At 71.6% G+C, this 24,322-nt stretch carries 27 protein-coding genes; 20 read left to right on the top strand and 7 right to left on the bottom strand.

Annotated features, from left to right (window positions below):
* Positions 1-120 precede the first annotated feature (120 nt).
* The 3 genes from ACFY1U_RS22610 (at position 121) to ACFY1U_RS22600 (ending at position 4,628) form a co-directional block, all read left to right on the top strand.
* Positions 121-1,884, top strand: coding sequence for a CocE/NonD family hydrolase (locus ACFY1U_RS22610; RefSeq protein ID WP_390695927.1), 1,764 nt, complete (start codon positions 121-123; stop codon positions 1,882-1,884).
* A 91-nt stretch (positions 1,885-1,975) separates the two neighbouring features.
* Positions 1,976-2,542 (top strand): GNAT family N-acetyltransferase, encoded by a 567-nt coding sequence (locus ACFY1U_RS22605; RefSeq protein WP_390695926.1) that lies wholly within the window; start codon positions 1,976-1,978, stop codon positions 2,540-2,542.
* A gap of 157 nt (positions 2,543-2,699) precedes the next feature.
* Positions 2,700-4,628 carry a DUF5107 domain-containing protein gene (locus tag ACFY1U_RS22600; RefSeq protein WP_390695925.1) on the top strand — a complete coding sequence of 643 codons (1,929 nt, stop codon included), beginning with the start codon at positions 2,700-2,702 and terminating at the stop codon, positions 4,626-4,628.
* A 12-nt stretch (positions 4,629-4,640) separates the two neighbouring features.
* Here the strand turns inward: ACFY1U_RS22600 and ACFY1U_RS22595 are convergent, their stop codons facing one another.
* Both ACFY1U_RS22595 and ACFY1U_RS22590 read right to left on the bottom strand, forming a co-directional pair.
* A complete protein-coding gene (locus ACFY1U_RS22595; protein WP_030936891.1) occupies positions 4,641-4,988 on the bottom strand; it encodes a VOC family protein in 348 nt (115 codons plus the stop codon).
* A 90-nt stretch (positions 4,989-5,078) separates the two neighbouring features.
* Positions 5,079-5,627, bottom strand: coding sequence for a hemerythrin domain-containing protein (locus ACFY1U_RS22590; protein ID WP_390695924.1), 549 nt, complete (start codon positions 5,625-5,627; stop codon positions 5,079-5,081).
* Between the two features lie 139 nt (positions 5,628-5,766).
* Here ACFY1U_RS22590 and ACFY1U_RS22585 point away from each other — a divergent pair, with 139 nt between their 5' ends.
* Together ACFY1U_RS22585 and ACFY1U_RS22580 are read left to right on the top strand one after the other, a co-directional pair.
* Positions 5,767-6,333 (top strand): phage holin family protein, encoded by a 567-nt coding sequence (locus ACFY1U_RS22585; RefSeq protein ID WP_390695923.1) that lies wholly within the window; start codon positions 5,767-5,769, stop codon positions 6,331-6,333.
* A gap of 3 nt (positions 6,334-6,336) precedes the next feature.
* Positions 6,337-7,377, top strand: a complete 1,041-nt coding sequence (locus ACFY1U_RS22580; protein ID WP_390695922.1) for an SDR family oxidoreductase — start codon at positions 6,337-6,339, stop codon at positions 7,375-7,377.
* A 4-nt stretch (positions 7,378-7,381) separates the two neighbouring features.
* Here ACFY1U_RS22580 and ACFY1U_RS22575 read toward each other — a convergent pair whose 3' ends face one another.
* Both ACFY1U_RS22575 and ACFY1U_RS22570 read right to left on the bottom strand, forming a co-directional pair.
* The gene (locus ACFY1U_RS22575) at positions 7,382-8,473 is read right to left on the bottom strand and encodes an enolase C-terminal domain-like protein (RefSeq protein ID WP_390695921.1); all 1,092 of its coding nucleotides are present in this window, start codon (positions 8,471-8,473) and stop codon (positions 7,382-7,384) included.
* A 19-nt stretch (positions 8,474-8,492) separates the two neighbouring features.
* Positions 8,493-9,452 carry an LLM class F420-dependent oxidoreductase gene (locus ACFY1U_RS22570; protein ID WP_390695920.1) on the bottom strand — a complete coding sequence of 320 codons (960 nt, stop codon included), beginning with the start codon at positions 9,450-9,452 and terminating at the stop codon, positions 8,493-8,495.
* Between the two features lie 149 nt (positions 9,453-9,601).
* Between ACFY1U_RS22570 and ACFY1U_RS22565 the strand changes: the two genes are divergently transcribed.
* Genes ACFY1U_RS22565 through ACFY1U_RS22505 form a run of 13 tightly spaced genes read left to right on the top strand, consistent with a single transcriptional unit; the run spans position 9,602 to position 19,259 of the window.
* Positions 9,602-11,152, top strand: a complete 1,551-nt coding sequence (locus ACFY1U_RS22565) for an NAD(P)/FAD-dependent oxidoreductase (RefSeq protein ID WP_390695919.1) — start codon at positions 9,602-9,604, stop codon at positions 11,150-11,152.
* Entirely contained in the window at positions 11,149-13,005 is a 1,857-nt protein-coding gene (locus ACFY1U_RS22560; RefSeq protein ID WP_390695918.1) for a transketolase, read from the top strand. Before ACFY1U_RS22565 ends, ACFY1U_RS22560 begins: the two co-directional genes overlap by 4 nt.
* Positions 13,002-13,928 (top strand): non-homologous end-joining DNA ligase, encoded by a 927-nt coding sequence (ligD, locus tag ACFY1U_RS22555; RefSeq protein ID WP_390695917.1) that lies wholly within the window; start codon positions 13,002-13,004, stop codon positions 13,926-13,928. Before ACFY1U_RS22560 ends, ligD begins: the two co-directional genes overlap by 4 nt.
* Before the next feature lie 45 nt (positions 13,929-13,973).
* Entirely contained in the window at positions 13,974-14,318 is a 345-nt protein-coding gene (locus tag ACFY1U_RS22550; protein ID WP_390695916.1) for a gas vesicle protein, read from the top strand.
* 42 nt (positions 14,319-14,360) lie between these two features.
* Positions 14,361-14,792: a gas vesicle structural protein GvpA gene (locus ACFY1U_RS22545; protein ID WP_390695915.1), complete on the top strand. Its 432-nt coding sequence runs from the start codon at positions 14,361-14,363 to the stop codon at positions 14,790-14,792.
* Positions 14,789-15,559 carry a GvpL/GvpF family gas vesicle protein gene (locus ACFY1U_RS22540; protein ID WP_390695914.1) on the top strand — a complete coding sequence of 257 codons (771 nt, stop codon included), beginning with the start codon at positions 14,789-14,791 and terminating at the stop codon, positions 15,557-15,559. Before ACFY1U_RS22545 ends, ACFY1U_RS22540 begins: the two co-directional genes overlap by 4 nt.
* A 4-nt stretch (positions 15,560-15,563) precedes the next feature.
* Entirely contained in the window at positions 15,564-15,827 is a 264-nt protein-coding gene (locus ACFY1U_RS22535) for a gas vesicle protein GvpG (RefSeq protein ID WP_390695913.1), read from the top strand.
* The gene (locus ACFY1U_RS22530) at positions 15,824-16,576 is read left to right on the top strand and encodes a DNA primase (protein WP_390695912.1); all 753 of its coding nucleotides are present in this window, start codon (positions 15,824-15,826) and stop codon (positions 16,574-16,576) included. Before ACFY1U_RS22535 ends, ACFY1U_RS22530 begins: the two co-directional genes overlap by 4 nt.
* A complete protein-coding gene (locus tag ACFY1U_RS22525) occupies positions 16,573-17,679 on the top strand; it encodes an SRPBCC family protein (protein WP_390695911.1) in 1,107 nt (368 codons plus the stop codon). The genes ACFY1U_RS22530 and ACFY1U_RS22525 overlap by 4 nt, the downstream gene beginning before the upstream one ends.
* On the top strand, positions 17,676-18,026 hold the full coding sequence (locus tag ACFY1U_RS22520) for a gas vesicle protein (protein ID WP_390695910.1): 351 nt from the start codon (positions 17,676-17,678) through the stop codon (positions 18,024-18,026). The genes ACFY1U_RS22525 and ACFY1U_RS22520 overlap by 4 nt, the downstream gene beginning before the upstream one ends.
* Positions 18,023-18,793, top strand: a complete 771-nt coding sequence (locus ACFY1U_RS22515) for a GvpL/GvpF family gas vesicle protein (protein WP_390695909.1) — start codon at positions 18,023-18,025, stop codon at positions 18,791-18,793. The genes ACFY1U_RS22520 and ACFY1U_RS22515 overlap by 4 nt, the downstream gene beginning before the upstream one ends.
* Positions 18,790-18,978 (top strand): gas vesicle protein, encoded by a 189-nt coding sequence (locus tag ACFY1U_RS22510; RefSeq protein WP_030936857.1) that lies wholly within the window; start codon positions 18,790-18,792, stop codon positions 18,976-18,978. Before ACFY1U_RS22515 ends, ACFY1U_RS22510 begins: the two co-directional genes overlap by 4 nt.
* Positions 18,975-19,259, top strand: a complete 285-nt coding sequence (locus tag ACFY1U_RS22505; protein WP_351478557.1) for a gas vesicle protein K — start codon at positions 18,975-18,977, stop codon at positions 19,257-19,259. Before ACFY1U_RS22510 ends, ACFY1U_RS22505 begins: the two co-directional genes overlap by 4 nt.
* Here ACFY1U_RS22505 and ACFY1U_RS22500 read toward each other — a convergent pair whose 3' ends face one another.
* From ACFY1U_RS22500 to ACFY1U_RS22490, 3 genes are all read right to left on the bottom strand, one after another.
* A complete protein-coding gene (locus tag ACFY1U_RS22500; protein ID WP_365835244.1) occupies positions 19,260-19,430 on the bottom strand; it encodes a hydrophobic protein in 171 nt (56 codons plus the stop codon). It lies immediately after the preceding gene.
* A gap of 42 nt (positions 19,431-19,472) precedes the next feature.
* Positions 19,473-20,294 (bottom strand): class I SAM-dependent methyltransferase, encoded by an 822-nt coding sequence (locus tag ACFY1U_RS22495; RefSeq protein WP_390695908.1) that lies wholly within the window; start codon positions 20,292-20,294, stop codon positions 19,473-19,475.
* Between the two features lie 99 nt (positions 20,295-20,393).
* Positions 20,394-21,887, bottom strand: a complete 1,494-nt coding sequence (locus ACFY1U_RS22490) for a bifunctional phosphatase PAP2/diacylglycerol kinase family protein (RefSeq protein ID WP_390695907.1) — start codon at positions 21,885-21,887, stop codon at positions 20,394-20,396.
* Positions 21,888-21,957: 70 nt separating this feature from the next.
* Here ACFY1U_RS22490 and ACFY1U_RS22485 point away from each other — a divergent pair, with 70 nt between their 5' ends.
* Together ACFY1U_RS22485 and ACFY1U_RS22480 are read left to right on the top strand one after the other, a co-directional pair.
* A complete protein-coding gene (locus tag ACFY1U_RS22485) occupies positions 21,958-22,614 on the top strand; it encodes a histidine phosphatase family protein (protein ID WP_390695906.1) in 657 nt (218 codons plus the stop codon).
* Positions 22,615-22,656: 42 nt separating this feature from the next.
* Positions 22,657-24,276 carry an ABC-F family ATP-binding cassette domain-containing protein gene (locus tag ACFY1U_RS22480; RefSeq protein ID WP_390695905.1) on the top strand — a complete coding sequence of 540 codons (1,620 nt, stop codon included), beginning with the start codon at positions 22,657-22,659 and terminating at the stop codon, positions 24,274-24,276.
* Positions 24,277-24,322 lie beyond the last annotated feature (46 nt).

The raw sequence follows: 24,322 nt of genomic DNA, 5'->3' as shown, positions 1-24,322 counted from the left end.
TGAATATCCGTCAAGAACACTCGTCTGGGCGATTGACCTCGTATGACACGTGTCACACCATGACAAGCGGTGGTTACTTACTGGTCGGTAAGCAGGGCTGTCCTGAGTGTGGAGGTCTCAGTGTCCCGACGCGTGTTCAGATCCCGGGCTCCGCTCGCTCTCGCCCTGGGCGCGGCGCTCGCCGCGCCCCAGGCACTCACCGCTCCCGTGTCCGCAGCAGGCCAGTACAGCGTCACGGCACTGAAGTTCACCGTCCAGGCCGGCGGCCGCCGCTGCGCGGTCGACGCCGATCTGTACCGCCCGGCGGGCGTAGACAGCTCCCACCGGGCCCCGGCCGTGCTCGCCACGAACGGCTTCGGCGGCAGCAAGTCCGACGGCACCACCGACGCCATCGGCAAGGCCCTCGCCTCGCGCGGCTATGTGTCGCTGATCTACTCCGGGCTCGGCTTCGGCCGCTCCGGCTGTCTGATCTCACTCGACGACCCCGGCATCGACGGCACCGCCGCCTCCCGGCTGATCGACTTCCTCGGCGGCAAGCGCGCCGCCGACGACGGCACCAGGGCCGACTTCGTCACCCTCGACGGCGCGGGCGACCCGCGGGTCGGCATGATCGGCGGCTCGTACGGCGGGGCCATCCAGCTGGCGACTGCCGCCGTCGACCACCGGGTGGACGCGCTGATCCCCCTGGTCACCTGGAACGACCTCGCCTACGCGCTGGACCCGAACAACGCCGGCGGCACCGTCCCCGGCGCCTTCAAATGGCAGTGGACCAACGGGTTCTACCTCCTTGGCGAGGGCCAGACGCTGACACAGCCGAACCTCGACCCCTCCCGGATCAACTCCCTCACCTGTCTGCACTTCGTCACCCGGGCTTGCGCCACCATCCGCACCCTGAACTCCGGAAGCTACCGCCCGGGCCCCACCGCCGCGATGCTCGCCTACGCCCACAGCGTCTCCCCGGCGTCGTACCTGAACCGGGTCCAGGCGCCCACCCTGCTGATCCAGGGGCAGGCCGACAGCCTCTTCAACCTCAACGAGGCGACGGCGACGTACAGGACGCTCAAGGCGCAGGGCACACCCGCAGCGATGATCTGGCAGTCCTGGGGGCACAGCGGCGGCATGGTGGACGGTGAACTCAACCTCGCCCAGGGCAACTTGGACACCAGCTATGTCGGCAGGCGCATCCTTTCCTGGTTCGACCACTACCTCCGGGGGCAGCACACCGGCACCGGACCGGCCTTCGCCTACTACCGCGACTGGATCACCGACCCCGCCCACGCATACGCCACCGCCGACCACCTCCCCGCCCTCAGCCGGAGGCTCTACCTCTCCGGGGACGGCAAACTCGTCGACAACAGCAGGAAGGTGGCCCTCGGCAGCCGTACGTACGCCAACCAGCCGACCCCCACGAGCCATTCGGAGACCTCGCTGGCCGCGCTCGGCGGGCTGCCGGACCCCGCACCGTTCGACACCGAGGGCACGTACCTCGCCTGGACCAGCGAACCGCTCACCCGCGCCACCGATGTGGTCGGCGCGCCAAAGGCCACGCTCAGGGTCGACTCCCCGCAGGCCGCCAAGGCCCAGAACTCCGACAACGCCGCCGACCGGCTCGTCCTGTTCGCCAAGCTGTACGACGTCGCGCCCGACGGCACCAAGACGCTCGTGCACCGGCTGGTCGCGCCGGTCCGGGTACCGGACGTGACCAAGAGCTTCACCGTGAGCCTGCCGGGCATCGTGCACCGGTACCAGAAGGGGCACCGGCTGCAGTTCGTGATCGCGGCGAGCGACGACGCCTACTTCGGCAACCGCGGGATCAAGGCGGTGACCGTGGCCGGCGCGCCCGGGAACGCCGGCGTGCTGGAGCTGCCCGAGCTCGGCGGGTGAGGCGCTCCGCGGGCAGTCCTCACCGTGCCCAAGGGGGTCTTCGGGCGGATCCTGGCGGCATCAGCCCGCTGGACCGCCGTAGGGTGGCGAGATGCCGCACACCGCATCCCGTTACCTCGCCGAAGGCCCCCGCGTGGGTATACGTCACTTCACCTACGAGGACGGTGCCGAGTTCACCGCCCGTGCCCGCGAGAGCAAGGACCTGCACCACCCCTGGCTGTTCCCGCCGGACACCGCGGGGGCGTACACCGCGTACGCGGGCCGGCTGATCGAGGACCCGACCAAGGCCGGGTTCCTCGTCTGCGAGAAGGACGGCGCGCAGGGGGCCGGGGCCATCGCCGGGTACATCAACATCAACAACATCGTCGAGGGCGGCTTCCAGTGCGGCGCGCTCGGCTACGGCGCCTTCGCGCACGCCGCCGGGCGCGGCCTGATGCGGGAGGGTCTTGACCTGGTGGTGGGGTACGCGTTCGGGCCGATGCGGCTGCACCGGCTGGAGATCAATGCGCAGCCGCAGAACGCGGCGTCCATTGCGCTGGCGCGCGCGTGTGGTTTTCGGCTTGAGGGGTTCTCGCCGAAGATGATTTTCATTGACGGGGACTGGCGGGATCATGAGCGGTGGGCGATCACTGCCGAGATGCGGGACGCTTCGCTGTGACTGCGGCGACTAGGGGGTGCCGCGAGTGGTTGTCGTTTGACTGCCGCGCCGTCGTGGTTGATCGCGCCGTTCCCCGCGCCCCTGCGGGGCGCGGGTCGCGCCTTTGCTGAATTCTGACCGGTAGGTCCCCTGGTCAGGTCACCGGTGAGCGGCTTCCATGGTGATCGTGACGAGCATCCGACGTGAGGTACTGACGTTGCCCGCCGCGGAGTTGGGGCCGGACAATCCGCTGCCCCCGTTGCGGCTGCTGCACGAGGTTCACCGCATCGAGGACCGGGACCGGGACGAGCTGCCGCGGGAGATCGCCCGGCAGATCGGCTACGAGCCCTTGCGCAGCCTGCTGCCGGTGCGGGTCCGGGACGGGTACGGGCGGACGCGTGAGCCGCGCGAGTTCGACGCCCTCGTGATCGAGAACGGCCGGCTGCGCGCTACCGTACTGCCCGGGCTCGGTGGTCGTGTCGCCTCCCTGCTGCACAAGCCGACCGGCCGTGAACTCCTGTACCGCAACCCGGTGTTCCAGCCCGCCAACTTCGCTCTCAACGGCGCCTGGTACTCGGGCGGCATCGAATGGAACATCGGCGCCACGGGCCACACCACGCTCGCCTGTTCCCCGCTGCACGCCGCCCGCGTCCCCGCTCCCGACGGCGGCGAGATGCTCCGGCTGTGGGAGTGGGAGCGGCTGCGCGACCTGCCCTTCCAGGTCGACCTCTGGCTGCCGGAGGACTCCGACTTCCTGTACGTCGGCGTGCGCATCCGCAACCCGCACGAGCGGCCCGTGCCGGCCTACTGGTGGTCCAACATCGCCGTACCGGAGGAGCGCCGGGTGCTGGCGCCCGCCGAGGAGGCCTGGCAGTTCGGGTACGAACGGCGCCTGCGGAAGGTGCCCGCACCGTCGGGCGCCCAGGTGCAACAACTCCCTTACGCCGCAGACTACTTCTACGACCTGCCCGATGAGCAGCGGCGCTGGATCGCCGCGCTCGACGAGGACGGGCACGGTCTGGTGCAGACCTCCACCGACCTGCTGCGTGGACGCAAACTCTTCGTCTGGGGGAAGGGCCCCGGCGGACGCCGCTGGCAACGATGGCTCACCGAACCCGGCACGGGCGGCTACTCGGAGATCCAGGCCGGGCTCGCCCGCACCCAGCTGGAGCATGTACGGCTGGAACCGGAGAGCGAGGTGTCGTGGCTGGAGGCATACGGCCCGCTGAGCTCCCCGGAGGCCGCCGGCGAAGTGGAGGCTCGTCTCGAAGCTGCCCTGCCGCGCGCCGTCGTCGACGCCGCCCACGCCGCCTGGAAGCCGCACGCCGACACCGAACCCGGCGAGATCCTCGCCGTCGGCTCGGGCTGGGGCGCCCTCGAAGTGCTGCGCGCCGACTTCAAGCTGCCCGGCACACCCTTCGAGGAGGACACGCTCGGCGAGGCCCAGGAGCCCTGGCTGCACCTGCTGCGGACCGGGGCTCTCCCCGAGCCGCGCCGGGTGCGGCCCCCCGGCGAGACACTGGTCGCCCCGCACTGGCGGGACATGCTGGAGACCGCGCCCGCCACCCCGCTCACCGAGTACCACCTCGGTGTCGCCCAGTGGCACGCCGGCGACCGGGCGCAGGCGGTGCGCAGCTGGGAGCGGGCCCTCGAACTCGCCCCTTCACTGTGGCCGTTGCTGCGCTGCCTCGCCGTCGCCGACCAGGAGAGCGGCAACCGAGACCGGGCCGCCGACCGGTACGCCGACGCCTTCGACGACCTGTGCCACGAGCGGCGCGACGGCGGGGAACGGTGGACGGCGGCCACGGCCGCGCTGGGCCGCGAGGCGATCGAGGCCCTGCTCGCCGTACGCCGCACGGCTCAGGCGCGCGGGGTCTGGGAGCGGCTGCATCCCGCCACCCGGGAGCGCGGCCGGTTCCGCCTGATCGAGGCGGGGCTGCTGCTCGCGGAGGGGCGGCGGGAGGAGGCCCTGGACGTCTTCAGGGCGGGCTTCGAGGCCGCCGACCTGCGGGAGGGAGCGGAGGCGATCGGCCGCCTGTGGTCGAGGCTGACCGACGATCCGCTCCCGGCCCACTACGACTTCCGTATGCGACCGCCGGAGGTGTAGGACCTGCACGACCTACACGTTGCGGTCCACGTACTCGTACACCATGCCGTCCGGGTGCATCGCGATCAGGTTGCGGCCCCCCGGCGTGGGCACCGGGCCCGCGACGATGTGTGCGCCGAGCTCGGTGAGCACCCGGTGGGTCTCCTCGACGTCCTTGACGGCGATCGTCGCGGAGATCTTGCGCAGCACCTCCAGCTCGGCCTCGGGCCCGCTCATCAGCAGGAAACAGCCGACCGCGGCCACCTGGACGCCGCCGCGTTCGAAGCGCTGGGCTCTGCCCCCCGCCAGCCGTTCGTAGAAGGGGACCGCGGTCTCCAGGTCGTCGACGCAGATGCGCAGCGTGGCTCCCAGAATGTCCATGCCCAGAGCCTAGTTGGGGCGGCCGGGCGAGGAGATCACTTCCGATCGTTTCGGTGATCGTCCTCGGCCCGGCCGCCCCGGGGGCGTGGATCAGCCCATCGCCTTGCGTACGACGTCACGCGTGCGGTCGATGACGGCCGCGACCGGACCCACCGCCACGTTCTTCAGGGCGGTGTCGGTGCCCGGGTGCGGACGCGTGGGCGCCAGCGCCTCGGCCGCCTGCACGGCGCGGGCCAGGGCCTCCAGCCGGTCGCGGTCGGCGACCCGGCTGAAGTGGGCGAACTCGTACCGCTCCTCGTTGTCGGCGTGGGCGAGCACGTCCTGGCGCAGGGCCGCGAACTGGTCCAGGAACTCGGGCGAGTCCGGATCCATGTCGTCCAGCCGGGACAGGGCCGCCTTGGCCTTCTCCTCCTCCTCGATCCGGTCCTTCACGACCAGCTCGCCGCCGTCGATGTTCTTGCGGGCGAAGGGGTGGACGACCTCTTCCTCGGCGGTCTCGTGCACCGCGAGGAGCCGGACGAGGTCGTGGAAGTGCCGCTTACGGTCCGCGCCCTTGGTGTTCGCCACCTCGTCGAACAGTTCTCGGATCCGGGTGTGCTGCCCCTTGAGCAGCTCCACCACATCGGTGCGCTCGGTCATCCTGCAACTCCTGTAGAGGGGTCTGTGAGGGTTTTGGTCGTGCGAGCGGGCCGGGTACCCGGCGGCCATGGGCTGACGCACCGGTTTCCGGCCGTGACGGACCGCGTTATCCGTACGCCCGTACGGGTACTCGGCGGCCATGGAAGGCTTGGATCATCTGGAGCACCTGGACAGGCACCTGGTCGACGAGCTGGCGCAGGTGGCGCGCGAGACCGTGCGCGACGAACTGCGCGAACAGACTCGCAAGCAACGGCGTAGGGCCATGCTGTACGCCGTGTCCGGAGCCGTCGCCCTGTACGCGGGCGCGGCCCTCGCCCTCGCCCTCGGACTGGCCCTCGCGATCGGCCTGCCCGACTGGGCCGCCGCGCTGATCACCGCGGTGATCCTCGGCGTCGTCGCCTACGTCCTGCGTGACGCGGCCCGTCCCTCGGCGGCCCGTCCCTCCGCGTCCCGGGCCACGCCGGCGCGGGACGCGGAGCCGGCCGCCGCTAGCCAGGGCGACCCCGTCCTGGGCGGCCGTGCGCCCGCCGTGCCGCCGAGCGGCCGCGAGACGCCGTATCCGCCGGTGCCGCCGGTGCCGCCGGTCGCGCCGGGCGGTCCGGGCGGGGCCGCGGGCGCGCCCGTCGCGGGCGCGCCGGGCGGTGCGGGCACGCCGGCGCCGCGCCCGGACGACATCGACCCCGAGCAGCCGCACCACCGGGCGTGAGTCATGGTCCGCAAGCGGTGGGGCGTACCCGTGCCGGGGGGCCGTAAAGCCGTCGTCGTGACCGGGGCCAGCGGCGGCGTGGGCCGGGCCGCGGCCCTGGCCTTCGCCGCCCGGGGCGACCGGGTCGCCCTGCTGGCCCGCGGACGCGAGGGCCTCGCCGCGGCGGCGGACGAGGTGCAGCGCGCCGGGGGCGAGGCCCTCGTGGTCGCCGTCGACATGGCGGACCCGAAGGCGGTCGACGACGCCGCCCAGCAGGTCGCCGACACGTTCGGGCACATCGACGTGTGGGTCAACAACGCCTTCGCCGGGGTCTTCGCGCCGTTCACCGAGATCACCCCGGACGAGTTCCGCCGGGTGACCGAAGTGACGTATCTGGGCTGTGTGTTCGGCACCCGGGCCGCGCTGCACCACATGCTGCCGCGCGACCGCGGCACGATCGTGCAGGTCGGCTCCGCCCTCGCCTACCGCGGTATTCCGCTGCAGTCGGCGTACTGCGGGGCCAAGCACGCGATCCAGGGGTTCAACGAGTCCCTGCGGTGCGAGCTGCTGCACAGCGGCACCGGGGTCCGAACGACGATGGTGCAGCTGCCGGCCGTCAACACCCCGCAGTTCGACTGGGTGTTGAGCCGGATGCCGGGGCGGGCCCGGCCGGTGGCGCCGGTGTTCCAGCCGGAGGTCGCGGCCCGGGCGATCGTGCACGCGGCCTCGCACGGGCGGCGGCGCGAGTACTGGGTCGGAAGCTCCACGGTGGCCACCCTGATCGCCAACGCGGTGGTCCCCGGAGCACTCGACCGCTATCTCGCCCGCACCGGCTTCGACGCCCAGCAGGACGAGGGCGAGCACGGCGAACTCGGCAACCTGTGGACCCCTGCGGACGGAGCGCACGGACGGGACTTCGGGGCGCACGGCCGGTTCGACGAGGAGTCCCGGCCGGACAGCGCGCAGGATTGGATCTCCCGGAACCGCGGCCGGGTGGGGACGGCGCTCACCGTCGGCGCCGGCGCCCTGGCCGCACGGAAACTGACCCGGCTCGCCCGCCGTTAGGACCTCACGCGACCCGGTACTCCTCCACGTCGTCGGTCCGCAGGGTCAGCCCGTGGCCCGGGCCGGCTGTCGGGCGCACCGTGCCTCCCATCGGGTCCAGCGCCCCGTCGAAGAACATGTCCTCGATGCGTACGTGGTCGTGGAACCACTCCATGTGGCGCAGATGGGGGAGCGAGGCGGCCGCCGCGGCGTGGGCGTGCGGGGCGCAGTGCGTGGAGACCTCAAGGCCGTGGGCCTGGGCGAGCGCGGCGGCGCGCAGGAACTCCGTGAGGCCGCCGCAGCGCGTCGCGTCGATCTGCAGACAGTCGACCGAACCCGCCGCGATCATGCGGGCGAAGTAGGGCAGGTCGTAGCCGTACTCGCCGGCCGTCACATCGCACACCAGCGCGTCCCGGACCAGACGCAGACCCGTCAGGTCGTCCGAGGAGACCGGCTCCTCGAACCAGCCGACCCCGTGCTCGACCAGGGCGCGGCCCACGCGGACGGCCTGTTTGCGGGTGTAGGCGCCGTTCGCGTCGACGTACAACTCGGCCTCGGGACCGATCACTTGGCGTGCCGCGTGGACGCGGGCCAGGTCCCGGGGGACCGCCCGGCCCCAGCTCTCCCCGATCTTGATCTTCACGCGCGGGATGTGCTGCCCGTGCACCCAGCCGTTCAGCTGCGCCGCCAGATGCGTGTCGTGGTACGTCGTGAAGCCGCCACTGCCGTACACCGGGACCCGCTCGCGGCAGACCCCGAGCAGCCGGGCCAAAGGGAGTTCGAGGAGGCGGGCCTTGAGGTCCCACAGCGCGATGTCCACCGCGGAGATCGCGCCCGCGGCGACCCCGGGGCGGCCCGCGTTGCGGACGGAGCGGCACATCGCCTCGTGCACGGAAGGGATGTCGAGGGCGGAGCGGCCCTCGACCAGCGGGGCGAGCTGGTCGCGTACGAAGTCGCCGACCGCCGGCGGGCCGTAGGTCCAGCCCGTGCCGGTCTCGTCGCCCGTCGTCACCTCGGCGATCACCATGCTCGTGGAGTCCCAGGCCAGCGTGCCGTCGGCCTCGGGGGCGTCGGTCGGCACCGTGTAGACGGAGACGACGGGGCGGTGGAGTTTCATCGCGGTTCCCTCAGGTCCCTCAGGACTGCTGCAGCTGCGGCAGCACCTTCGTACGGTAGAAGTCGAAGAACCCGCGCTGGTCGGGGCCGATCTGGTTGACGTAGACCCGGTCGAAGCCCGCGTCGGCGAAGGCACGCAGGGCCGAGACGTGTTCGTCGACGTCGTCCCCGCACACCGCCTTCTCGCGCACCATCTCCTCGGTGACCAGCGGCGCCAATTGCTCGAAATGGCTCGGTGAGGGCAGGATCTGGCCCATCTCGCCCGGCAGGAACTGGTTGAACCAGCGCTTGTGCACCGTGCGTACGGCCTCGTCGCGGTCGGCGCCGTAGCAGAGCTTGGTGCCGCCGATCACCGGCTTGCCGCCGCCACCGCCCTTGCGGAACTGCTCGACCATCGAGGCGTCCGGCATCATCGTGATGTAGCCGTCGCCGACCCGTCCCGCGAGCTGCGTCGCCGCCGGGCCGAAGCCGGAGATGTCGATCGGGACGGGCTCGTCGGGGACCGTGTACAGGCGGGCGTTCTCCACCGTGTAGTGGGTGCCGTGGTGGCTGACCTCCTCGCCGGTGAACAGGCGGCGCATGATCTGGATCGCCTCCTCCAGCATCTCCATGCGGACGCTCGCGGGCGGCCAGACGTGCCCGAGGATGTGCTCGTTCAGGGCCTCACCGGTGCCCACCCCGAGCCGGAAGCGGCCGTTCAGCATCACCGCCGAGGTGGCCGCGGCCTGTGCGACCACCGCCGGGTGGATGCGCACGGTGGGGCAGGTGACCGCCGTCTCGACCGGCAGCGACACCGCCTCCGAGAGCGCGCCGATCACCGACCACACGAAGGGGCTCTGGCCCTGCGTGTCGTTCCACGGGTGGTAGTGGTCCGAGATCCACAGCGACTGGAATCCTGCCTGTTCCGCCATCCTCGCCTGTTCGACGAGTTCAGCGGGACCGAACTCCTCGCAGGAGAGGAAGTAGCCGTACTCGGGCATGGGGGACACCTCCGGAGGTGCTGGGCGTGGGGGCCGGGCCCGCTCCGGGTACCCGGCGCCCGTGGCGGAAACCGGCGGACGTTTGGGGGCCTTGACCAGGGGGACGCGGAAGGCTCCGCACGACGTACGCGACAGCGCCGGAGGCGAACGTGAGTCGACCCCGCATCGTGATCGTCGGTGCCGGATTCGCCGGGTACCGGACGGCCCGCATCCTGTCCCGGCTGATGCGGCACAAGGCCGACGTCACCCTGCTGAACCCGACCGACTACTTCCTGTACCTGCCCCTGCTGCCCCAGGTCGCCGCGGGGATCCTGGAACCCCGCCGGGTGTCCGTGTCCCTCTCCGCCACCCTGCCGCACGTCCGGCTGGTGCTCGGCGAGGCCGACTCCGTCGACCTCGACGGGCAGCGCGTGCACTACACCGACCCGGAGGGCGGGGGCGGCACGCTGGCCTACGACCGGCTGGTGCTCGCCGTCGGCAGCGTCAACAAGCTGCTGCCGATCCCCGGTGTGGCCGAGTACGCGCACGGCTTCCGGGGGCTGCCCGAGGCGCTGTATCTGCGCGATCACGTCACCCGGCAGGTGGAACTCGCCGCCGCCGCGGACGATCCGAAGAGCTGCGCCGCGCGGTGCACCTTCGTGGTGGTCGGCGCCGGATACACCGGGACCGAGGTCGCCGCGCACGGGCAGATGTACACCGACGCGCAGGTGCGGCGGCACCCGCTCCGGCAGGGGATGCGACCTCGCTGGATGCTGCTCGACATCGCGCCGCGCGTCCTGCCCGAGATGGACGAACGGCTCTCGCGCACCGCCGACCGGGTGCTGCGGCAGCGGGGCGTCGACGTGCGCATGGGGACCTCCGTGAAGGAGGCCACGCCCGGCGGGGTCCTGCTGACCGACGGCGAGTTCGTCGACACCCGCACACTGGTGTGGTGCGTGGGCGTACGGCCCGATCCGCTCGTCGAGTCCACGGGGCAGCCGCTGGAGCGCGGCCGGCTCCTCGTCGACCCGCACCTCCAAGTGCCGGGCCGCCCCGAGGTGTTCGCGTGCGGCGACGCGGCCGCGGTGCCGGACCTCGACAACCCGGGGTCGTACACGCCGATGACCGCGCAGCACGCCTGGCGGCACGGCAAGGTCGCGGCGCAGAACGTCGCCGCGTCCCTGGGGGTCGGTGAACGGCGCGCCTACCGCCACCGCGACCTGGGCTTCGTCGTCGACCTGGGTGGCATGAAGGCCGCCGCCAACCCGCTCGGCGTCCCCCTGCCCGGCCCGCTGGCCGGCGCGGTCACCCGCGGCTACCACCTCGCCGCGATGCCAGGCAACCGCGTCCGCGTAGCCGCGGACTGGCTCCTGGACGCCGTACTCCCACGCCAGGCAGTCCAGTTGGGCCTCGTCCGCTCCTGGTCGGTCCCCCTGGACACATCCTCCCCGGAACTGGCCCGGGTGCCGGGCCGCCCGGACCCCCGTCCGACGGCCGCAGCCGACTCGGGCCCGAGCGCGGCGACGGAGACCGGCACGACCGGGCAGGGCACTCCGGCGGCTCAGCAGACGACCGAGCGGGCGGGGAACCAGCCGGGTGGTGACCCTGCCACGGGGCGGGTGTCCTCCGGGTCCGCTGCCCGGCAGGCCGGTGGCGAAGCGGCCGAGTCCCCGGGTCCCGTGAAGCGACGTTCCGACAGCCCCGCGGAAGGAGACTCATGAATACCGACGAACTCGTCGAACTCGCCCAGCAGTTGCGGGTGGACAGTGTGCGCGCAGCCGACGCCGCGGGGTCCGGGCACCCGACGTCCTCGATGTCCGCCGCGGATCTGATGGCCGTACTGTTCGCGCACCACTTCCGCTACGACTTCGACCGGCCCGCCCACCCGGGCAACGACCGTTTCGTGCTCTCCAAGGGGCACGCCTCGCCCCTTCTCTACGCCCTCTACAAGGCGGTCGGCGCCATCGAGGACGGCGAGCTGCTCACCTTCCGCAAGCTGGGCAGCCGCCTCGAGGGGCATCCGACGCCCCGCAGGCTGCCATGGGTCGAGACGGCCACCGGATCGCTCGGCCAGGGGCTGCCCGTCGGCGTCGGCATCGCGCTGGCCGGCAAGCGGCTGGACCGGGGCGGATACCGGGTGTGGGTGCTGTGCGGGGACAGCGAGCTGGCCGAGGGGTCGATCTGGGAGGCCGCCGAGCACGCGGCGTACGAGCATCTGGACAACCTCACCGCGATCGTCGACGTGAACCGGCTGGGCCAGCGGGGACCGACCCGGCACGGGCACGACCTCGACGCCTACGCCCGCCGCTTCCAGGCCTTCGGCTGGCACACCATCGAGGTCGACGGGCATGACGTCGATGCCGTCGACCGCGCGTACGGCGAGGCGCTCTCGACCACGGGACAGCCGACCGTGATCCTCGCCCGCACCCTCAAGGGCAAGGGCGTCAGCGCCGCCCAGGACCGCGAGGGACTGCACGGCAAGCCGATCAAGGACGCCGAGGAGGCGATCGCCGAACTCGGCGGCCTGCGCGACCTGCGGGTGTACGTCCACGAGCCGACCGCCACCCGCATGCTGCACGCCGTGCGTGCCGGGCACCTCGAACTGCCCCGCTGGGAGAAGGGCACCCCCGAGAAGGGGGTCGCCACCCGAGACGCCTACGGGCAGGCGCTCACCGCCCTCGGCACCGGGCACAGCGACATCGTGGCCCTAGACGGCGAGGTCGGCGACTCCACCCGGGCCGAGCTCTTCGCCAAGGAACACCCCGACCGGTACTTCGAGTGCTATATCGCCGAACAGCAGATGGTCGCCGCCGCCGTGGGTCTCGCGTCCCGCGGCTGGGTGCCGTTTGCCGCCACGTTCGCGGCCTTCCTGACCCGCGCGTACGACTTCATCCGCATGGCGTCCGTCAGCGGCGCCGGCATCAACCTCGTCGGCTCGCACGCGGGCGTCGCCATCGGCCAGGACGGCCCCTCCCAGATGGGCCTGGAGGACCTGGCGATGATGCGGGCGGTGCACGGCTCGACCGTGCTGTACCCGTGCGACGCCAACCAGACCGCGCAGCTCGTGGCCGCGATGGCGGGCTGCGAGGGCATCCGGTATCTGCGCACCTCGCGCGGGGCGAGCCAGGTGATCTACGGCCCCGACGAGGAGTTCCCCATCGGCGGCAGCAAGGTGCTGCGCTCCTCCCCGCACGACCGGCTGACCCTCGTCGCGGCCGGCGTCACCGTGGCCGAGGCGCTGGCCGCCGCCGACGCGCTGGAACGGGACGGCATCCAGGCCCGCGTCATCGACCTCTACTCGGTCAAGCCCGTCGACCGGCGCACCCTGCGCCGCGCCGCCGAGGACACCGACTGCCTGGTCACCGTCGAGGACCACCACGAGGAGGGCGGCCTCGGCGACGCCGTCCTGGACGCCTTCCTCGACGGGCGGCCGGTACCGCGCCTGGTGCGCCTGGCCGTCCGTACGATGCCGGGCTCGGCCGCCCCGGACCAGCAGCTGCACGCCGCGGGCATCGACGCGGAGTCGATCGCGGCGGCCGGAAAGCTGCTGGTGGAGGAGGCGGTCGTGCGGTGAGCGGAGACGTACGCACCGTGCGCGCCGGGCGCCGCTCGGTGGAGGTCCACCGGGCCGGCAAGGTGCTGTTCCCGAGCGACGGCGATGCGAAGGAGTACACGAAGGGCGACCTCGTCGACTACTACCGGTCCGCCGCCCCGCTCATGCTGCCCCATCTGCGCGGCCGCCCCCTGATGCTGGAACGGCATCCGGACGGCCTGGACGGCCCGCGCTTCATGCAGAAGAACACCCCGGAGAACTACCCGGAGTGGATCAGCCGCGTCGAGGTGCCCAAGGAGGGCGGCACCGTCTGCCACACCGTGTGCGACGACTCCGCCACCCTCCTCTACCTCGCCGACCAGGCCAGCCTCACCCTGCACCGCTGGCTGTCCCGGGTCGGCCGGCTCGACCGGCCCGACCGGATGGTCTTCGACCTGGACCCGGCCGGTGAGGACTTCGCGGCGGTGCGCGAGGCGGCCGTGCTGCTCGGGGAACTCCTCGACGAACCGGAGCTCCCCTCGGGACTGATGACCACCGGCTCGCGCGGACTGCACGTCGTCGTGCCGCTCACCGGCCGGAACGACTTCGACGAGGTCCGCGAGTTCGCCCGCGACGTCGCCGATACCCTCGCCGGGGTCCACCCCGACCGGCTCACCACCGCCGCACGCAAGAAGGAGCGCGGCGACCGTCTCTACCTCGACGTGGGCCGCAACGCCTACGCGCAGACCGCGGTCGTGCCCCTCACCGTCCGTGCCCGCCCCGGCGCCCCCGTGGCCACCCCCATCACCTGGGAGCAGCTGGACGACCCGGACCTGAGCGCCCGCCGCTGGACCATCGCCGACGCCGTCGAGCAGGCCCGCACCGATCCCTGGGCCGGGATCATGAGCCGCGGCCGCACCCTCGGACCGGCGCGGCGCAGGCTCGACGCGTTGCGTGTCTCCTGAAGGTTTGGCCGACGCCATTGCGGCCACCCGGTCACAGAGGTGGCCATGGCTGACACAAAAGACACCAGAAATTCGCAGAGTCCACGGAATACCGACAAAAAGACTACGGCGGACAAGCAGCCGAACCCCATGGAGGTGCTGCGCCAGGCGCGCACGCAGCTCGCGGAGCTGACCGGCATGTCTGCCGAGAGCGTCTCGTCCTTCGAACAGACGGAGGACGGCTGGTCCCTGGAGGTCGAGGTCCTCGAACTGGCCAGGGTGCCGGACACGATGAGCCTGATGGCCAGCTATCAGGTCGATCTGGACCCCGAGGGACAACTGACCGGCTACCGGCGCGTCCGCCGCTACGAACGCGGGCGGGCCGACGCACACAGGTCCGGCGGCCGCTAGGCCGCCTTCCCGAACTTAATCAGACAAGGAGGCGCGGTCGGCATGACCGTTGTCCCGGCACAGCAGAGCGGCGGCGGCGGCTCCAGCAGCCTTTATGACGTTCTGGAGCTCGTCCTCGACAGGGGGCTCGTGATCGACGCGTTCGTACGGGTCTCCCTGGTCGGCATCGAGATCCTCAAGATCGACGTACGTGTCGTCGTGGCCAGCGTCGACACCTATCTGCGCTTCGCCGAGGCGTGCAACCGCCTCGACCTGGAAGCAGGACCCCACAAGAGCCCCGGCCTGCCCGACATGGTCGGAGAGATCACCGAGTCCGGCGCGCGCGGCAAGTCCAAGGGTGCGCTCTCCGGAGCGGCGGAGACCATCTCCGACGCCTTCCAGCAGGCACGTGGCGAGGGCCGCGAACGGGAGACCGAGTCCCGGCCGCGCGCCCGCAAGGCCACGTCCTCGCGCAGGAAGGAGGACCAGGAGTGAGCACGTACGTGTACGGCATCACCGCGAGTTCGCATCCCGCGCTCCCCGAGGACCTGACCGGTGTCGGCGACCCGCCCCGCCCGGTCCGCGTCCTTGAGGAGGGCGATCTGGCGGCCGTCGTGAGCGATGCCCCCGAGGGGCTGCGGCCCAAGCGCAAGGACCTGCTCGCCCACCAGAGCGTGCTCGCCGAGGCGGGCGCGGCCGGCCCGGTGCTGCCCATGCGGTTCGGCAGCGTGGCCCCGGACGACGACGCGGTCACCGGAGTGCTCGCCGAACGCGCCGACCACTACAAGGAGCGGCTGCGCGCCCTGGAGGGCAAGGTCGAGTACAACGTCAAGGCCACCCACCAGGAAGAGGCCGTCCTGCACCGCGTGATGTCCGAGAACTCGGAGATCCGCGCCATGACCGAGGCCAACCGGCAGGCGGGCGGCGGCAGTTACGAACAGCGGCTGCGGCTCGGCGAGATGGTCGTCGCCGCGGTCAAGGCCCGGGAGGCCGAGGACGCGGCCGAGGTGCAGAGCGCCCTGGAACCGGCCGCCGACGCCGTGAGCGCGGGCCCCGAGTCCACCGGCTGGCTGCTCAACGTCTCGTTCCTCGTGGAGCGTGACGCGGCCGAGTCGTTCCTCGCCGAGGTGGAGCAGGTCCGCAAGAGCCATCCGCACATCGAGCTGCGCGTCAACGGCCCGCTGCCGCCGTACAGCTTCGTCGAGCCCGGTCCCGCCGAGCACGCGGGCAGCTCCGCCGGCCCGGGCAGCGCTCAGGAGTGAGGCCGTGGGACTGATCAAGGAGCTGGTCCTGTTGCCCTTCGCGCCGGTGCGCGGCAGTGGGTGGGTGATCGGACAGGTGCTGCACGAGGCGGAACGGATCTATTACGACCCCGCCACCGTCAGGGCGGAACTCGCCCGGCTCGAGGAGCGACTGGAGGCGGGCGAGATCGACGAGGAGGAGTTCGACCGACAGGAGGACGAGCTTCTGGACCGGCTGGACATCGGTCTGCGCGGCGGCGCGGACACGGGCAAGGGGACGGCACGATGAACCGAGTGGGACTCGGCCTCGCGGTAGGGGCCGGCTACGTCCTCGGACGTACGAAGAAGATGAAGATGGCGTTCGCCGTCGGCAGCCTGGTGGCCGGCAAGCGGATGCATCTGAGCCCGCGGGCGCTCGCGGACCTGGTGTCCCAGCAGCTGCAGAACAATCCGCAGTTCAAGGAGATCGGGGACCAGCTGCGCGAGGACCTGCGCGGTGTCGGCAAGGCGGCCTCGGGCGCGATGGTGGAGCGGCAGATGGACGCCCTCGCCGACCGCCTCCACGGACGTACCGCCGAGGTCCGCGACCAGCTCTCGGGCGCGACGGATCGGGCGAAGGGCCTCGTCGATGACGAGGACGAGGCTCAGGAGGACGAGAACGAGGAGTCGGGAGAGGCTGAGGGGGAGGACTCGCGGGGCGAGTACGACGACGAGGAGCCGACCGGCGAGGAGCACGAGGACGAGGAGCGGGACGTCGACGAGCGGGAGGACGAGGAAGAGCCTCCGTCCGACGAGGCCGAAGGTCCGCGGAAGACCGCCAAGAAGACCGCGAAGAAGGCCGCCAAGAAGGCCCCGGCCAAGAAGACGGCCGCGAAGAGGTCTCCGGCGAAGAAGGCGCCGGCCAAGAAGGCCGCGTCGAAGCAGACGACGGCGAAGAAGTCCGCCGCCAAGAGGACGGCCGCCCGCAGGACGGCCCCCGCCAGGGGCGGGTCCGGCGGCACCCGGGCCCGCAGGCCGAAGGGAGGCGGTGAGCGATGACCGAGACACTCGGCTCGGCGAGCTCCGCCGCGCGCGGTGCCAAGGACGCGACCGGCCCACTGACCGACGTGGCCCACAGCGAGGCCGCCGACCGGCTCAAGGCCGAAGTGCAGGATTACCTGGCCGCACAGGCCACCCGGCTGCTGACCGGCGTCGGCCGCAAGCTCGGCGAGACCACCGTCAAGCTGAACGACATCGCCGAGGGGAACAGCCCGGGCTTCGCCAAGCTGGCGCTCGACGGCGGCCGCAAGCTCGCCGAGGGCAAGGGCCCCCTGCGCGCCGCGCTGGAGACCGGCGCCGGCCGGGCCAAGGACAACGTGGTCGAGGCCTTCAAGAACCTCGGCGGCGGCAAGGGGAAGCGCAAGGGCGGGGCCGGCAAGAAGCCGACGGTCATCATCGAGTCCGTCGACGTCGGCGTCCCCAGGCGCACCGCCTACGACCAGTGGACCCAGTACCAGGACTTCAGCACCTTCGCGAAGGGCGTCAAGAGCGCGAACCGCGCCGACGACACCCAGTCCGACTGGCAGCTCAAGGTCTTCTGGTCCAACCGCAGCTGGAAGGCGAAGACCACCGAGCAGGTGCCGGACGAGAAGATCTCCTGGACCTCGGAGGGCGCCAAGGGCACCACCAAGGGGGTCGTCTCCTTCCACCGGCTCGACGACAACCTCACCCGCATCCTGCTGGTCATCGAGTACTACCCCACGGGCCTGTTCGAGAAGACCGGCAACATCTGGCGCGCCCAGGGCCGCAGGGCCCGGCTCGACCTCAAGAACTTCGTCCGCTTCATCACCCTCAAGGGGGAGGCCGAGGAAGGCTGGCGCGGCGAGATCAGCGACGGCGAGGTCGTGCGCAGCCACGAGGACGCGGTCGCCGAGGAGGAGAACGCCGAGGAGGAGAACGGCGAGGAGAACGGCGAGTACGAGGAAGAGGATGAGCCCCGAGGGGAGGAAGAGGAGTTCGACGAGGAGGAAGAAGGCGAAGAAGGCGAAGAAGAGCCCGAGGACGAGTACGAGGACGAAGAAGACGAGGGCGAGGACGAGTACGAGGACGAGGAAGAGCAGGAACCCGAGTACGAGCCCGCCCACAGCGGGAGCCGTCGATGACCATGGCCGGCCGGCTGCCCGAGCCCTACGGATCCAACAGCGGCGCCAACCTCGCCGACATCCTCGAGCGCGTGCTCGACAAGGGCATCGTGATCGCCGGCGACATCCGCATCAACCTGCTCGACATCGAACTCCTCACCATCAAGCTGCGCCTGATCGTGGCCTCGGTCGACAAGGCGAAGGAGATGGGCATCGACTGGTGGGAGGACGACCCCGCGTTGTCCTCCGGTGCCCGCCGCAAGGAACTCGCGCGGGAGAACGCCGAGTTGCGCGAGCGGCTGGCTCAGCTGGAGAACGGCCGACTCGAAGAGGGCCGTGCAGTGCGCGAAGAGGAGGAGGCCCCATGACCGGACTGCGCTACGTCTACGCCGTCTGCCGTCCCTTCGGCGCCCCGCTGCAGTCCCAGCTGAAAGGCGTGGCGGGTGATCCGCCCAGAGTGCTCACCCACCACGGCCTGGTCGCCGTGGTCAGTCATGTGCCGGAGCGGGACTTCGCGGAGGAGCCGCTCCGCAGGCATCTGGAGGACCTGGACTGGCTGACGGAGACGGCGCGGGCCCATCAGAGCGTGATCGACGCGCTCACCGTCGTCACCACTCCGCTGCCGCTGCGGCTCGGGACCGTCTTCCGGGACGACAGCGGTGTCCGCGTGATGATCGAGGCGCGCGAGGACGCCTTCCGACGCACCCTCGACCGGCTGGAGGGGCGGGTGGAGTGGGGCGTCAAGGTGTACGCCGAACCCGAGCCGGAGGAGGATTCCGGCGCACCCGCGCAGAAGGCGGCCTCGGGCCGGGACTATCTGCGACAGCGGCGTATGCGGGTGCGGGCGAACGAGGACATGTGGAAACAGACCGAGGAGTTCGCCGAGCACCTGCACGCGGCGCTCTCCGCGTACGCCGATGATTCCCGATTGCATGCCCCGCAGAATCCCGCACTGTCCGGAGTCTCCGGCCGGAATGTTCTCAACGCCGCCTATCTGGTGTCCCGCCGTGATTCCGAGGAGTTCGTGGAGCTGCTGGACCGGAGCAAGGACGAAACAAAGCTGAACAGCCCGTCCATACGAGTTGAACTCACCGGCCCCTGGGCCGCCTATTCCTTTGCGGGGGAAGAGTCGTGACGGTTGTCGAACGTCGTGAGATCGCCCTGGTGGACCTGCTGGACCGGCTGCTCGCCGGCGGGGTCGTCATCACGGGGGACATCACCCTGCGCATCGCGGACGTGGATCTGGTGCGCATCGACCTGAACGCGCTGATCAGCTCGGTCAACGAGCAGGTTCCGTCACCCTGGGGGGAGCTGACATGACCCGGAACCGCAACCGGCTGGACCTGGAACCCGACACCGTCGAGCGCGACCTCGTCAAACTCGTGCTGACCGTGGTCGAGCTGCTGCGCCAGCTCATGGAGCGCCAGGCGCTGCGCCGCTTCGACACGGGAGACCTCAGCGAGGAGCAGGAGGAGCGGATCGGGCTCACGCTCATGCTGCTCGACGACCGCATGACCGAACTGCGCGAGCGCTACGGACTGCGGCCCGAGGACCTGAATCTGGACCTCGGGCCGCTCGGGCCATTGCTTCCCAGGAACTGACTACCAGCGGTACCAACGGCCCCTGCCTCCGGCCGCTGTTGTGCCGCGCACCAGGAATCCCAGCACCCACAGCACGAGAACCGCCAGCGCGATCCACCAGAGCATCTTCACTGCGAATCCCGCGCCGAAAAGAATCAGGGCGAGAAGCAATACGAGAAGAACAGCAACCATAATTCGAACCTCCTGTCCTCCGGGTATCCCGGAAAAGGAGATTCAGGCACCTTTTCGGCACAGAATCTCTCCGTGCAGCACGCTGAACCAGCCGTCCTCCTGCGCGCCCCACTCCCGCCAGGCGTCCGAGACGGCCCGCAGCTGCTCGGTCGTGGCGTGCCCGCCCCCGGTGGCTCGTTCCGCGTACGCCGAAGCGACGGTCCGGTCCGCCCACAACCCGCTCCACCATGCCCGCTCCTGGGGTGTGGAGAATGTCCATGTGCTGGAAGTGCTGGTCACGTCGGTCAGGCCCGCCCGCAGCGCCCAGGACTTCAGCCGCCGCCCGGCGTCCGGCTCGCCGCCGTTGGCGCGGGCCACCCGGCGGTACAGGTCCAGCCAGTTGTCCATGCCCTGGGAGGCGGGATACCAGGTCATGGCCGCGTAGTCCGAGTCGCGGACGGCTACGAACCCGCCCGGTTCGGTCACCCGCGCCATCTCGCGCAGCGCCTGCACCGGGTCGCCGACGTGCTGCAGCACCTGGTGCGCGTGCACCACGCAGAACGTGTCGTCGGGGTGGTCCAGGGCGTGTACGTCCGCGACCGCGAAGTCGACGTTCGTCAGGCCCCGTTCGGCGGCCGTGGCCCGGGCCTGGTCCAGGATCCCCGGTGCGTGGTCGACGCCGGTGACGTGCCCGTCGGGGACCAGTGCCGCCAGGTCGGCGGTGATCGTGCCCGGGCCGCAGCCGATGTCCAGGACCCTCATATGGGGCTTCAGCGAACCGAGCAGATACGCCGCCGAGTTGGCGGCGGTCCGCCAGGTGTGGGAGCGCAGTACCGACTCGTGGTGCCCGTGCGTGTAGACGGCGGTCTCCTGCGGCTTCGACATGGCGGAACTCCCCTGTTCGACGGCTTGCCGGTACGCATCACCGTACGCCCGGATGTCGAATGGTGAGACCCGCGTTTTGCCATATGGACTGACGGTGCCTCAGCCACCGGTGAGGGGGCGGTACACCGTGAGGGCCTCGGGGAGCTTCTCCAGCGTCACTTCGCCCTCCGTCTCGGTGACTTCGCCGTCGTGGGCGAGGAGCGTGCCGGGGGCGACGCCCTCCAGGTGCAGACGGCTCACCTGGACCGCCGCGTGGACGGGGGAGCGGGTCAGCGGGCCCGCCAGGGCCGCCGCGAGCAGCCGCAGCGCGGGGCGGCGGCCGCCGTGCACCACCCGTACGTCGAGCTGCCCGTCCGCGAGGTCGAGCCGTCGGCCGGGCGCCAGGCCCATCCGGTGGTAGGTGCCGTTGCCGACGAACAGCAACCACAGTGGGCGGGTCTGGCCCCCGAACTCGGCCTCCAGCGGGTGCCGGCCCGTGTGCAGGACGCGCAGGGCCGCGAGCACCCCGGCCGGCCAGCCGCCGATCCGGCCGGACCAGCGTTCCCGCACCCGCACCAGCTCCGGATAGACGCCCAGGCTGCAGGTGTTGAGGAAGACGCCCTGCCGGCTGCCGCTGACGAACCGGCCGACGTCCACGCGTACCGCCTCGCCCTGCTGGACGGCCCGGCTCAGATCGCGGACGTCCTCGACCCCGAGGTCGTAGGCGAAGTGGTTCAGGGTGCCGCCGGGCAGCACCGCGAGCGGCAGGCCGTGGCGCAGGGCGACCTCGGCGGCCGTGTTGACCGTGCCGTCGCCGCCGCACGCGCCGAGCACCCGGGCGTGCGCCGCGGCCTTCTCCAACTCGGTACTCAGGTCGCCGGGTTGGCACTCGACGACCTCGGCGGCGGGCAGGCTGTCCCGCAGGGCGCGCACCCGGTCGGCGGTGCCCGAGCCGTTGTTGGCCACCACGACCAGGCCCGCGCCGTCCGGCAGCGCCGGGACCTCGGCGCGGGGCCGGGCCGGCGGAAGGAGCTGGGCGCGGGTCGGCACCAGACCCCGTACGGCGAAGGCGGCGCCCGCGCCCAGGGCGGCTCCCGCGAGCACATCGCTCGGGAAGTGCACCCCGGTGTACACGCGGGAAAGGGCCACGGACCAGGCGACCGGGGCCACCGCCGCACCCCAGGCCGGCGACTCCAGCGCGACGCCGGTCGCGAACGCCGCCGCCGACGCGGAGTGCCCGGACGGGAACGAGGTCGTGATCGGCTGCCGTTTGAGCTGGCGTACCAGCGGTACGGGATCCAGCACCGGACGGGGGCGGCGCACCGAGCGCTTGCCGAGCGTGTTGATGGTCAAGGAGGCCAGGCCGAGCGAGGCGAGACCGCGCGCGGCGGCCCGGCGGGCCCGCGGGGTACGGCTCGCCGCCATGGCGGCCGCCACCGCGAACCACAGCACACCGTGGTTCGCGCTCCGGCTGAGCCGGGGCAGCACCCGCTCGGCGGCCGGCCAGTTCCGCTCGGCGGCGAACTCGAAGAGACGGCAGTCGAGGGCGAGCAGCCGGCCGCGCAGCGGATGGGGGCCGGGCTTCGGGACGGTGAGGTCGACGTCGGGGCTCATGAGGTGCCGGGTACCCTGAAGTGCCCGTTCTTTGTCTCACGGGCGGCGATCGACACCCGGAGGGCCCTGTATGCGTCTGCTCCTCATCCGCCACGGTCAGACCCCCTCGAACGTCGATTTCCTGCTCGACACCGCCGTCCCGGGTCCTGGGCTGACCGCACTCGGTGAGCAGCAGGCCGCCGCCCTCCCCGAGGCGCTCGCCGACGAGGACATCGAGGCCCTGTACGCCTCCACCCTGGTCCGTACGCAGCTCACCGCCGCCCCGCTGGCCGCCGCCCGCGGCCTCGACCTCCTGGTCCGCGACGGCATCCGCGAGCTCACCGCGGGCGACCTGGAGATGCTGCCCGGTGACTCCGAACAGGGTGCCCTCTACATGAAGACCGTGTTCGCGTGGGCGGCCGGCGACACGGAGCTGCGGATGCCGGGCGGTGAGAGCGGAGCCGAGGCGCTCGCCCGCTACGACGCCGTCGTCGCCGAGGCCGCACGCAGCGGCGCCGGGACGGTCGCCATGGTCAGCCACGGCGCGGCGATCCGCATGTGGACCGCGGCCCGCGCCGACAACGTCGACGTCCCCTTCGCCGCGGCCCGCCCCCTCGACAACACCGGCGTGGTGATCCTGGAGGGCTCGCCCGCCGACGGCTGGAAGGCCCTGTCGTGGGCGGGCGCCGTGGTGGCCCCGGCCGGCGAGGGCGGACCCGCGGGCCGTCCCCTCGACGAAACCGCATAAGCGTTTGCCGGACGCCTGGCACGGCCCGCAGAATGCCTCCTCATGGGACATCTGGAAGCCGCACACCTCGAGTACTACCTCCCCGACGGGAGGGCGCTGCTCGGCGATGTGTCCTTCCGGGTGGGCGAAGGGGCCGTCGTCGCCCTCGTCGGACCGAACGGCGCCGGCAAGACGACCCTGCTGCGGCTGATCTCCGGCGAGCTGAAACCGCACGGCGGCACCGTCACCGTCAGTGGCGGCCTCGGCGTGATGCGGCAGTTCGTGGGGTCCGTACGGGACGAGACGACCGTGCGGGACCTGCTGGTGTCCGTGGCGCCGCCGCGGATCCGCGAGGCCGCGCAGGCCGTCGACAAGGCCGAGCACGGCATCATGACCGTGGACGACGAGGCGGCCCAGCTGCAGTACGCGCAGGCCCTCGCCGACTGGGCGGAGGCGCGCGGGTACGAGGCGGAGACGCTGTGGGACATGTGCACCACGGCCGCGCTCGGGGTGCCGTACGACAAGGCGCAGTTCCGGCAGGTGCGCACGCTGTCCGGCGGTGAGCAGAAGCGGCTCGTGCTGGAGGCGCTGCTGCGCGGCACCGACGAGGTGCTGCTGCTGGACGAGCCCGACAACTACCTTGACGTGCCCGGCAAGCGCTGGCTGGAGGAGCGGCTGAAGGAGACCCGCAAGACGGTCCTCTTCGTCTCCCACGACCGCGAACTCCTCGCCCGCGCCGCGGAGAAGATCGTGTCGGTGGAGCCCTCGCCCGCGGGCGCCGACGCCTGGGTGCACGGTGGCGGCTTCGCCACCTACCACGACGCCCGGCGCGAGCGCTTCGCCCGCTTCGAGGAGCTGCGCCGCCGCTGGGACGAGAAGCACGCCCAGCTGAAGAAGCTGGTGCTGAACCTCCGTCAGGCGGCGTCCATCAGCCATGAGCTGTCGTCCCGCTACCAGGCGGCGCAGACCCGTCTGCGCAAGTTCGAGGAGGCGGGTCCGCCGCCGGAGCCGCCGCGTGAGCAGGACATCACGATGCGGCTCAAGGGCGGCCGCACCGGCGTAAGGGCCGTCACCTGCAAGGGGCTTGAGCTGACCGGTCTGATGAAACCGTTCGATCTGGAGGTCTTCTACGGCGAGCGGGTCGCCGTCCTCGGCTCCAACGGCTCCGGCAAGTCGCACTTCCTGCGGCTGCTGGCCGGCGAGGAGGTGGCGCACACGGGGGAGTGGAAGCTCGGGGCGCGGGTCGTGCCCGGGCACTTCGCGCAGACGCACGCTCACCCCGAGCTCCAGGGCCGCAAGCTGCTGGACATCCTGTGGGAGGAGCACTCCCAGGACCGGGGTGCGGCGATGTCGCGGCTGCGCCGCTACGAGCTGACGGCCCAGGCCGAGCAGACGTTCGACCGCCTGTCCGGGGGGCAGCAGGCCCGGTTCCAGATCCTGCTGCTCGAGCTGGAGGGTGTGACGGCTCTGCTGCTGGACGAGCCGACCGACAACCTCGACCTGGAGTCGGCCGAGGCCCTCCAGGAGGGGCTGGAGGCCTTCGACGGAACGGTGCTTTCGGTCACGCATGACCGCTGGTTCGCCCGGTCCTTCGACCGGTATCTGGTGTTCGGCAGTGACGGGCGTGTGCGGGAGACCGCCGAGCCGGTGTGGGACGAGCGGCGTGTGGAGCGTGTGAGGTAGTTCGAGGTGGGGGGCTGGGGGCTCTGCCCCCAGACCCCCGTTCGGC

Origin of the sequence: Streptomyces sp. NPDC001351 (assembly GCF_042896045.1) — a bacterium.
GTDB lineage: Bacteria > Actinomycetota > Actinomycetes > Streptomycetales > Streptomycetaceae > Streptomyces.
The sequence above is the reverse complement of the archived record's forward strand: the minus strand, read 5'-3'. Positions and strand labels throughout refer to the sequence as shown.

Excerpts from the sequence above, each read along its gene's own strand:
- ACFY1U_RS22605 (WP_390695926.1), top strand. The coding sequence starts at position 1,976 with ATGCCGCACACCGCATCCCGTTACCTCGCCGAAGGCCCCCGCGTGGGT.
- ACFY1U_RS22600 (WP_390695925.1), top strand. The coding sequence starts at position 2,700 with ATGGTGATCGTGACGAGCATCCGACGTGAGGTACTGACGTTGCCCGCC.
- ACFY1U_RS22595 (WP_030936891.1), bottom strand. The coding sequence starts at position 4,988 with ATGGACATTCTGGGAGCCACGCTGCGCATCTGCGTCGACGACCTGGAG.
- ACFY1U_RS22590 (WP_390695924.1), bottom strand. The coding sequence starts at position 5,627 with ATGACCGAGCGCACCGATGTGGTGGAGCTGCTCAAGGGGCAGCACACC.
- ACFY1U_RS22585 (WP_390695923.1), top strand. The coding sequence starts at position 5,767 with ATGGAAGGCTTGGATCATCTGGAGCACCTGGACAGGCACCTGGTCGAC.
- ACFY1U_RS22580 (WP_390695922.1), top strand. The coding sequence starts at position 6,337 with ATGGTCCGCAAGCGGTGGGGCGTACCCGTGCCGGGGGGCCGTAAAGCC.
- ACFY1U_RS22575 (WP_390695921.1), bottom strand. The coding sequence starts at position 8,473 with ATGAAACTCCACCGCCCCGTCGTCTCCGTCTACACGGTGCCGACCGAC.
- ACFY1U_RS22570 (WP_390695920.1), bottom strand. The coding sequence starts at position 9,452 with ATGCCCGAGTACGGCTACTTCCTCTCCTGCGAGGAGTTCGGTCCCGCT.
- ACFY1U_RS22560 (WP_390695918.1), top strand. The coding sequence starts at position 11,149 with ATGAATACCGACGAACTCGTCGAACTCGCCCAGCAGTTGCGGGTGGAC.
- ACFY1U_RS22550 (WP_390695916.1), top strand. The coding sequence starts at position 13,974 with ATGGCTGACACAAAAGACACCAGAAATTCGCAGAGTCCACGGAATACC.
- ACFY1U_RS22545 (WP_390695915.1), top strand. The coding sequence starts at position 14,361 with ATGACCGTTGTCCCGGCACAGCAGAGCGGCGGCGGCGGCTCCAGCAGC.
- ACFY1U_RS22530 (WP_390695912.1), top strand. The coding sequence starts at position 15,824 with ATGAACCGAGTGGGACTCGGCCTCGCGGTAGGGGCCGGCTACGTCCTC.
- ACFY1U_RS22525 (WP_390695911.1), top strand. The coding sequence starts at position 16,573 with ATGACCGAGACACTCGGCTCGGCGAGCTCCGCCGCGCGCGGTGCCAAG.
- ACFY1U_RS22520 (WP_390695910.1), top strand. The coding sequence starts at position 17,676 with ATGACCATGGCCGGCCGGCTGCCCGAGCCCTACGGATCCAACAGCGGC.
- ACFY1U_RS22515 (WP_390695909.1), top strand. The coding sequence starts at position 18,023 with ATGACCGGACTGCGCTACGTCTACGCCGTCTGCCGTCCCTTCGGCGCC.
- ACFY1U_RS22505 (WP_351478557.1), top strand. The coding sequence starts at position 18,975 with ATGACCCGGAACCGCAACCGGCTGGACCTGGAACCCGACACCGTCGAG.
- ACFY1U_RS22500 (WP_365835244.1), bottom strand. The coding sequence starts at position 19,430 with ATGGTTGCTGTTCTTCTCGTATTGCTTCTCGCCCTGATTCTTTTCGGC.
- ACFY1U_RS22495 (WP_390695908.1), bottom strand. The coding sequence starts at position 20,294 with ATGTCGAAGCCGCAGGAGACCGCCGTCTACACGCACGGGCACCACGAG.
- ACFY1U_RS22490 (WP_390695907.1), bottom strand. The coding sequence starts at position 21,887 with ATGAGCCCCGACGTCGACCTCACCGTCCCGAAGCCCGGCCCCCATCCG.
- ACFY1U_RS22485 (WP_390695906.1), top strand. The coding sequence starts at position 21,958 with ATGCGTCTGCTCCTCATCCGCCACGGTCAGACCCCCTCGAACGTCGAT.
- ACFY1U_RS22480 (WP_390695905.1), top strand. The coding sequence starts at position 22,657 with ATGGGACATCTGGAAGCCGCACACCTCGAGTACTACCTCCCCGACGGG.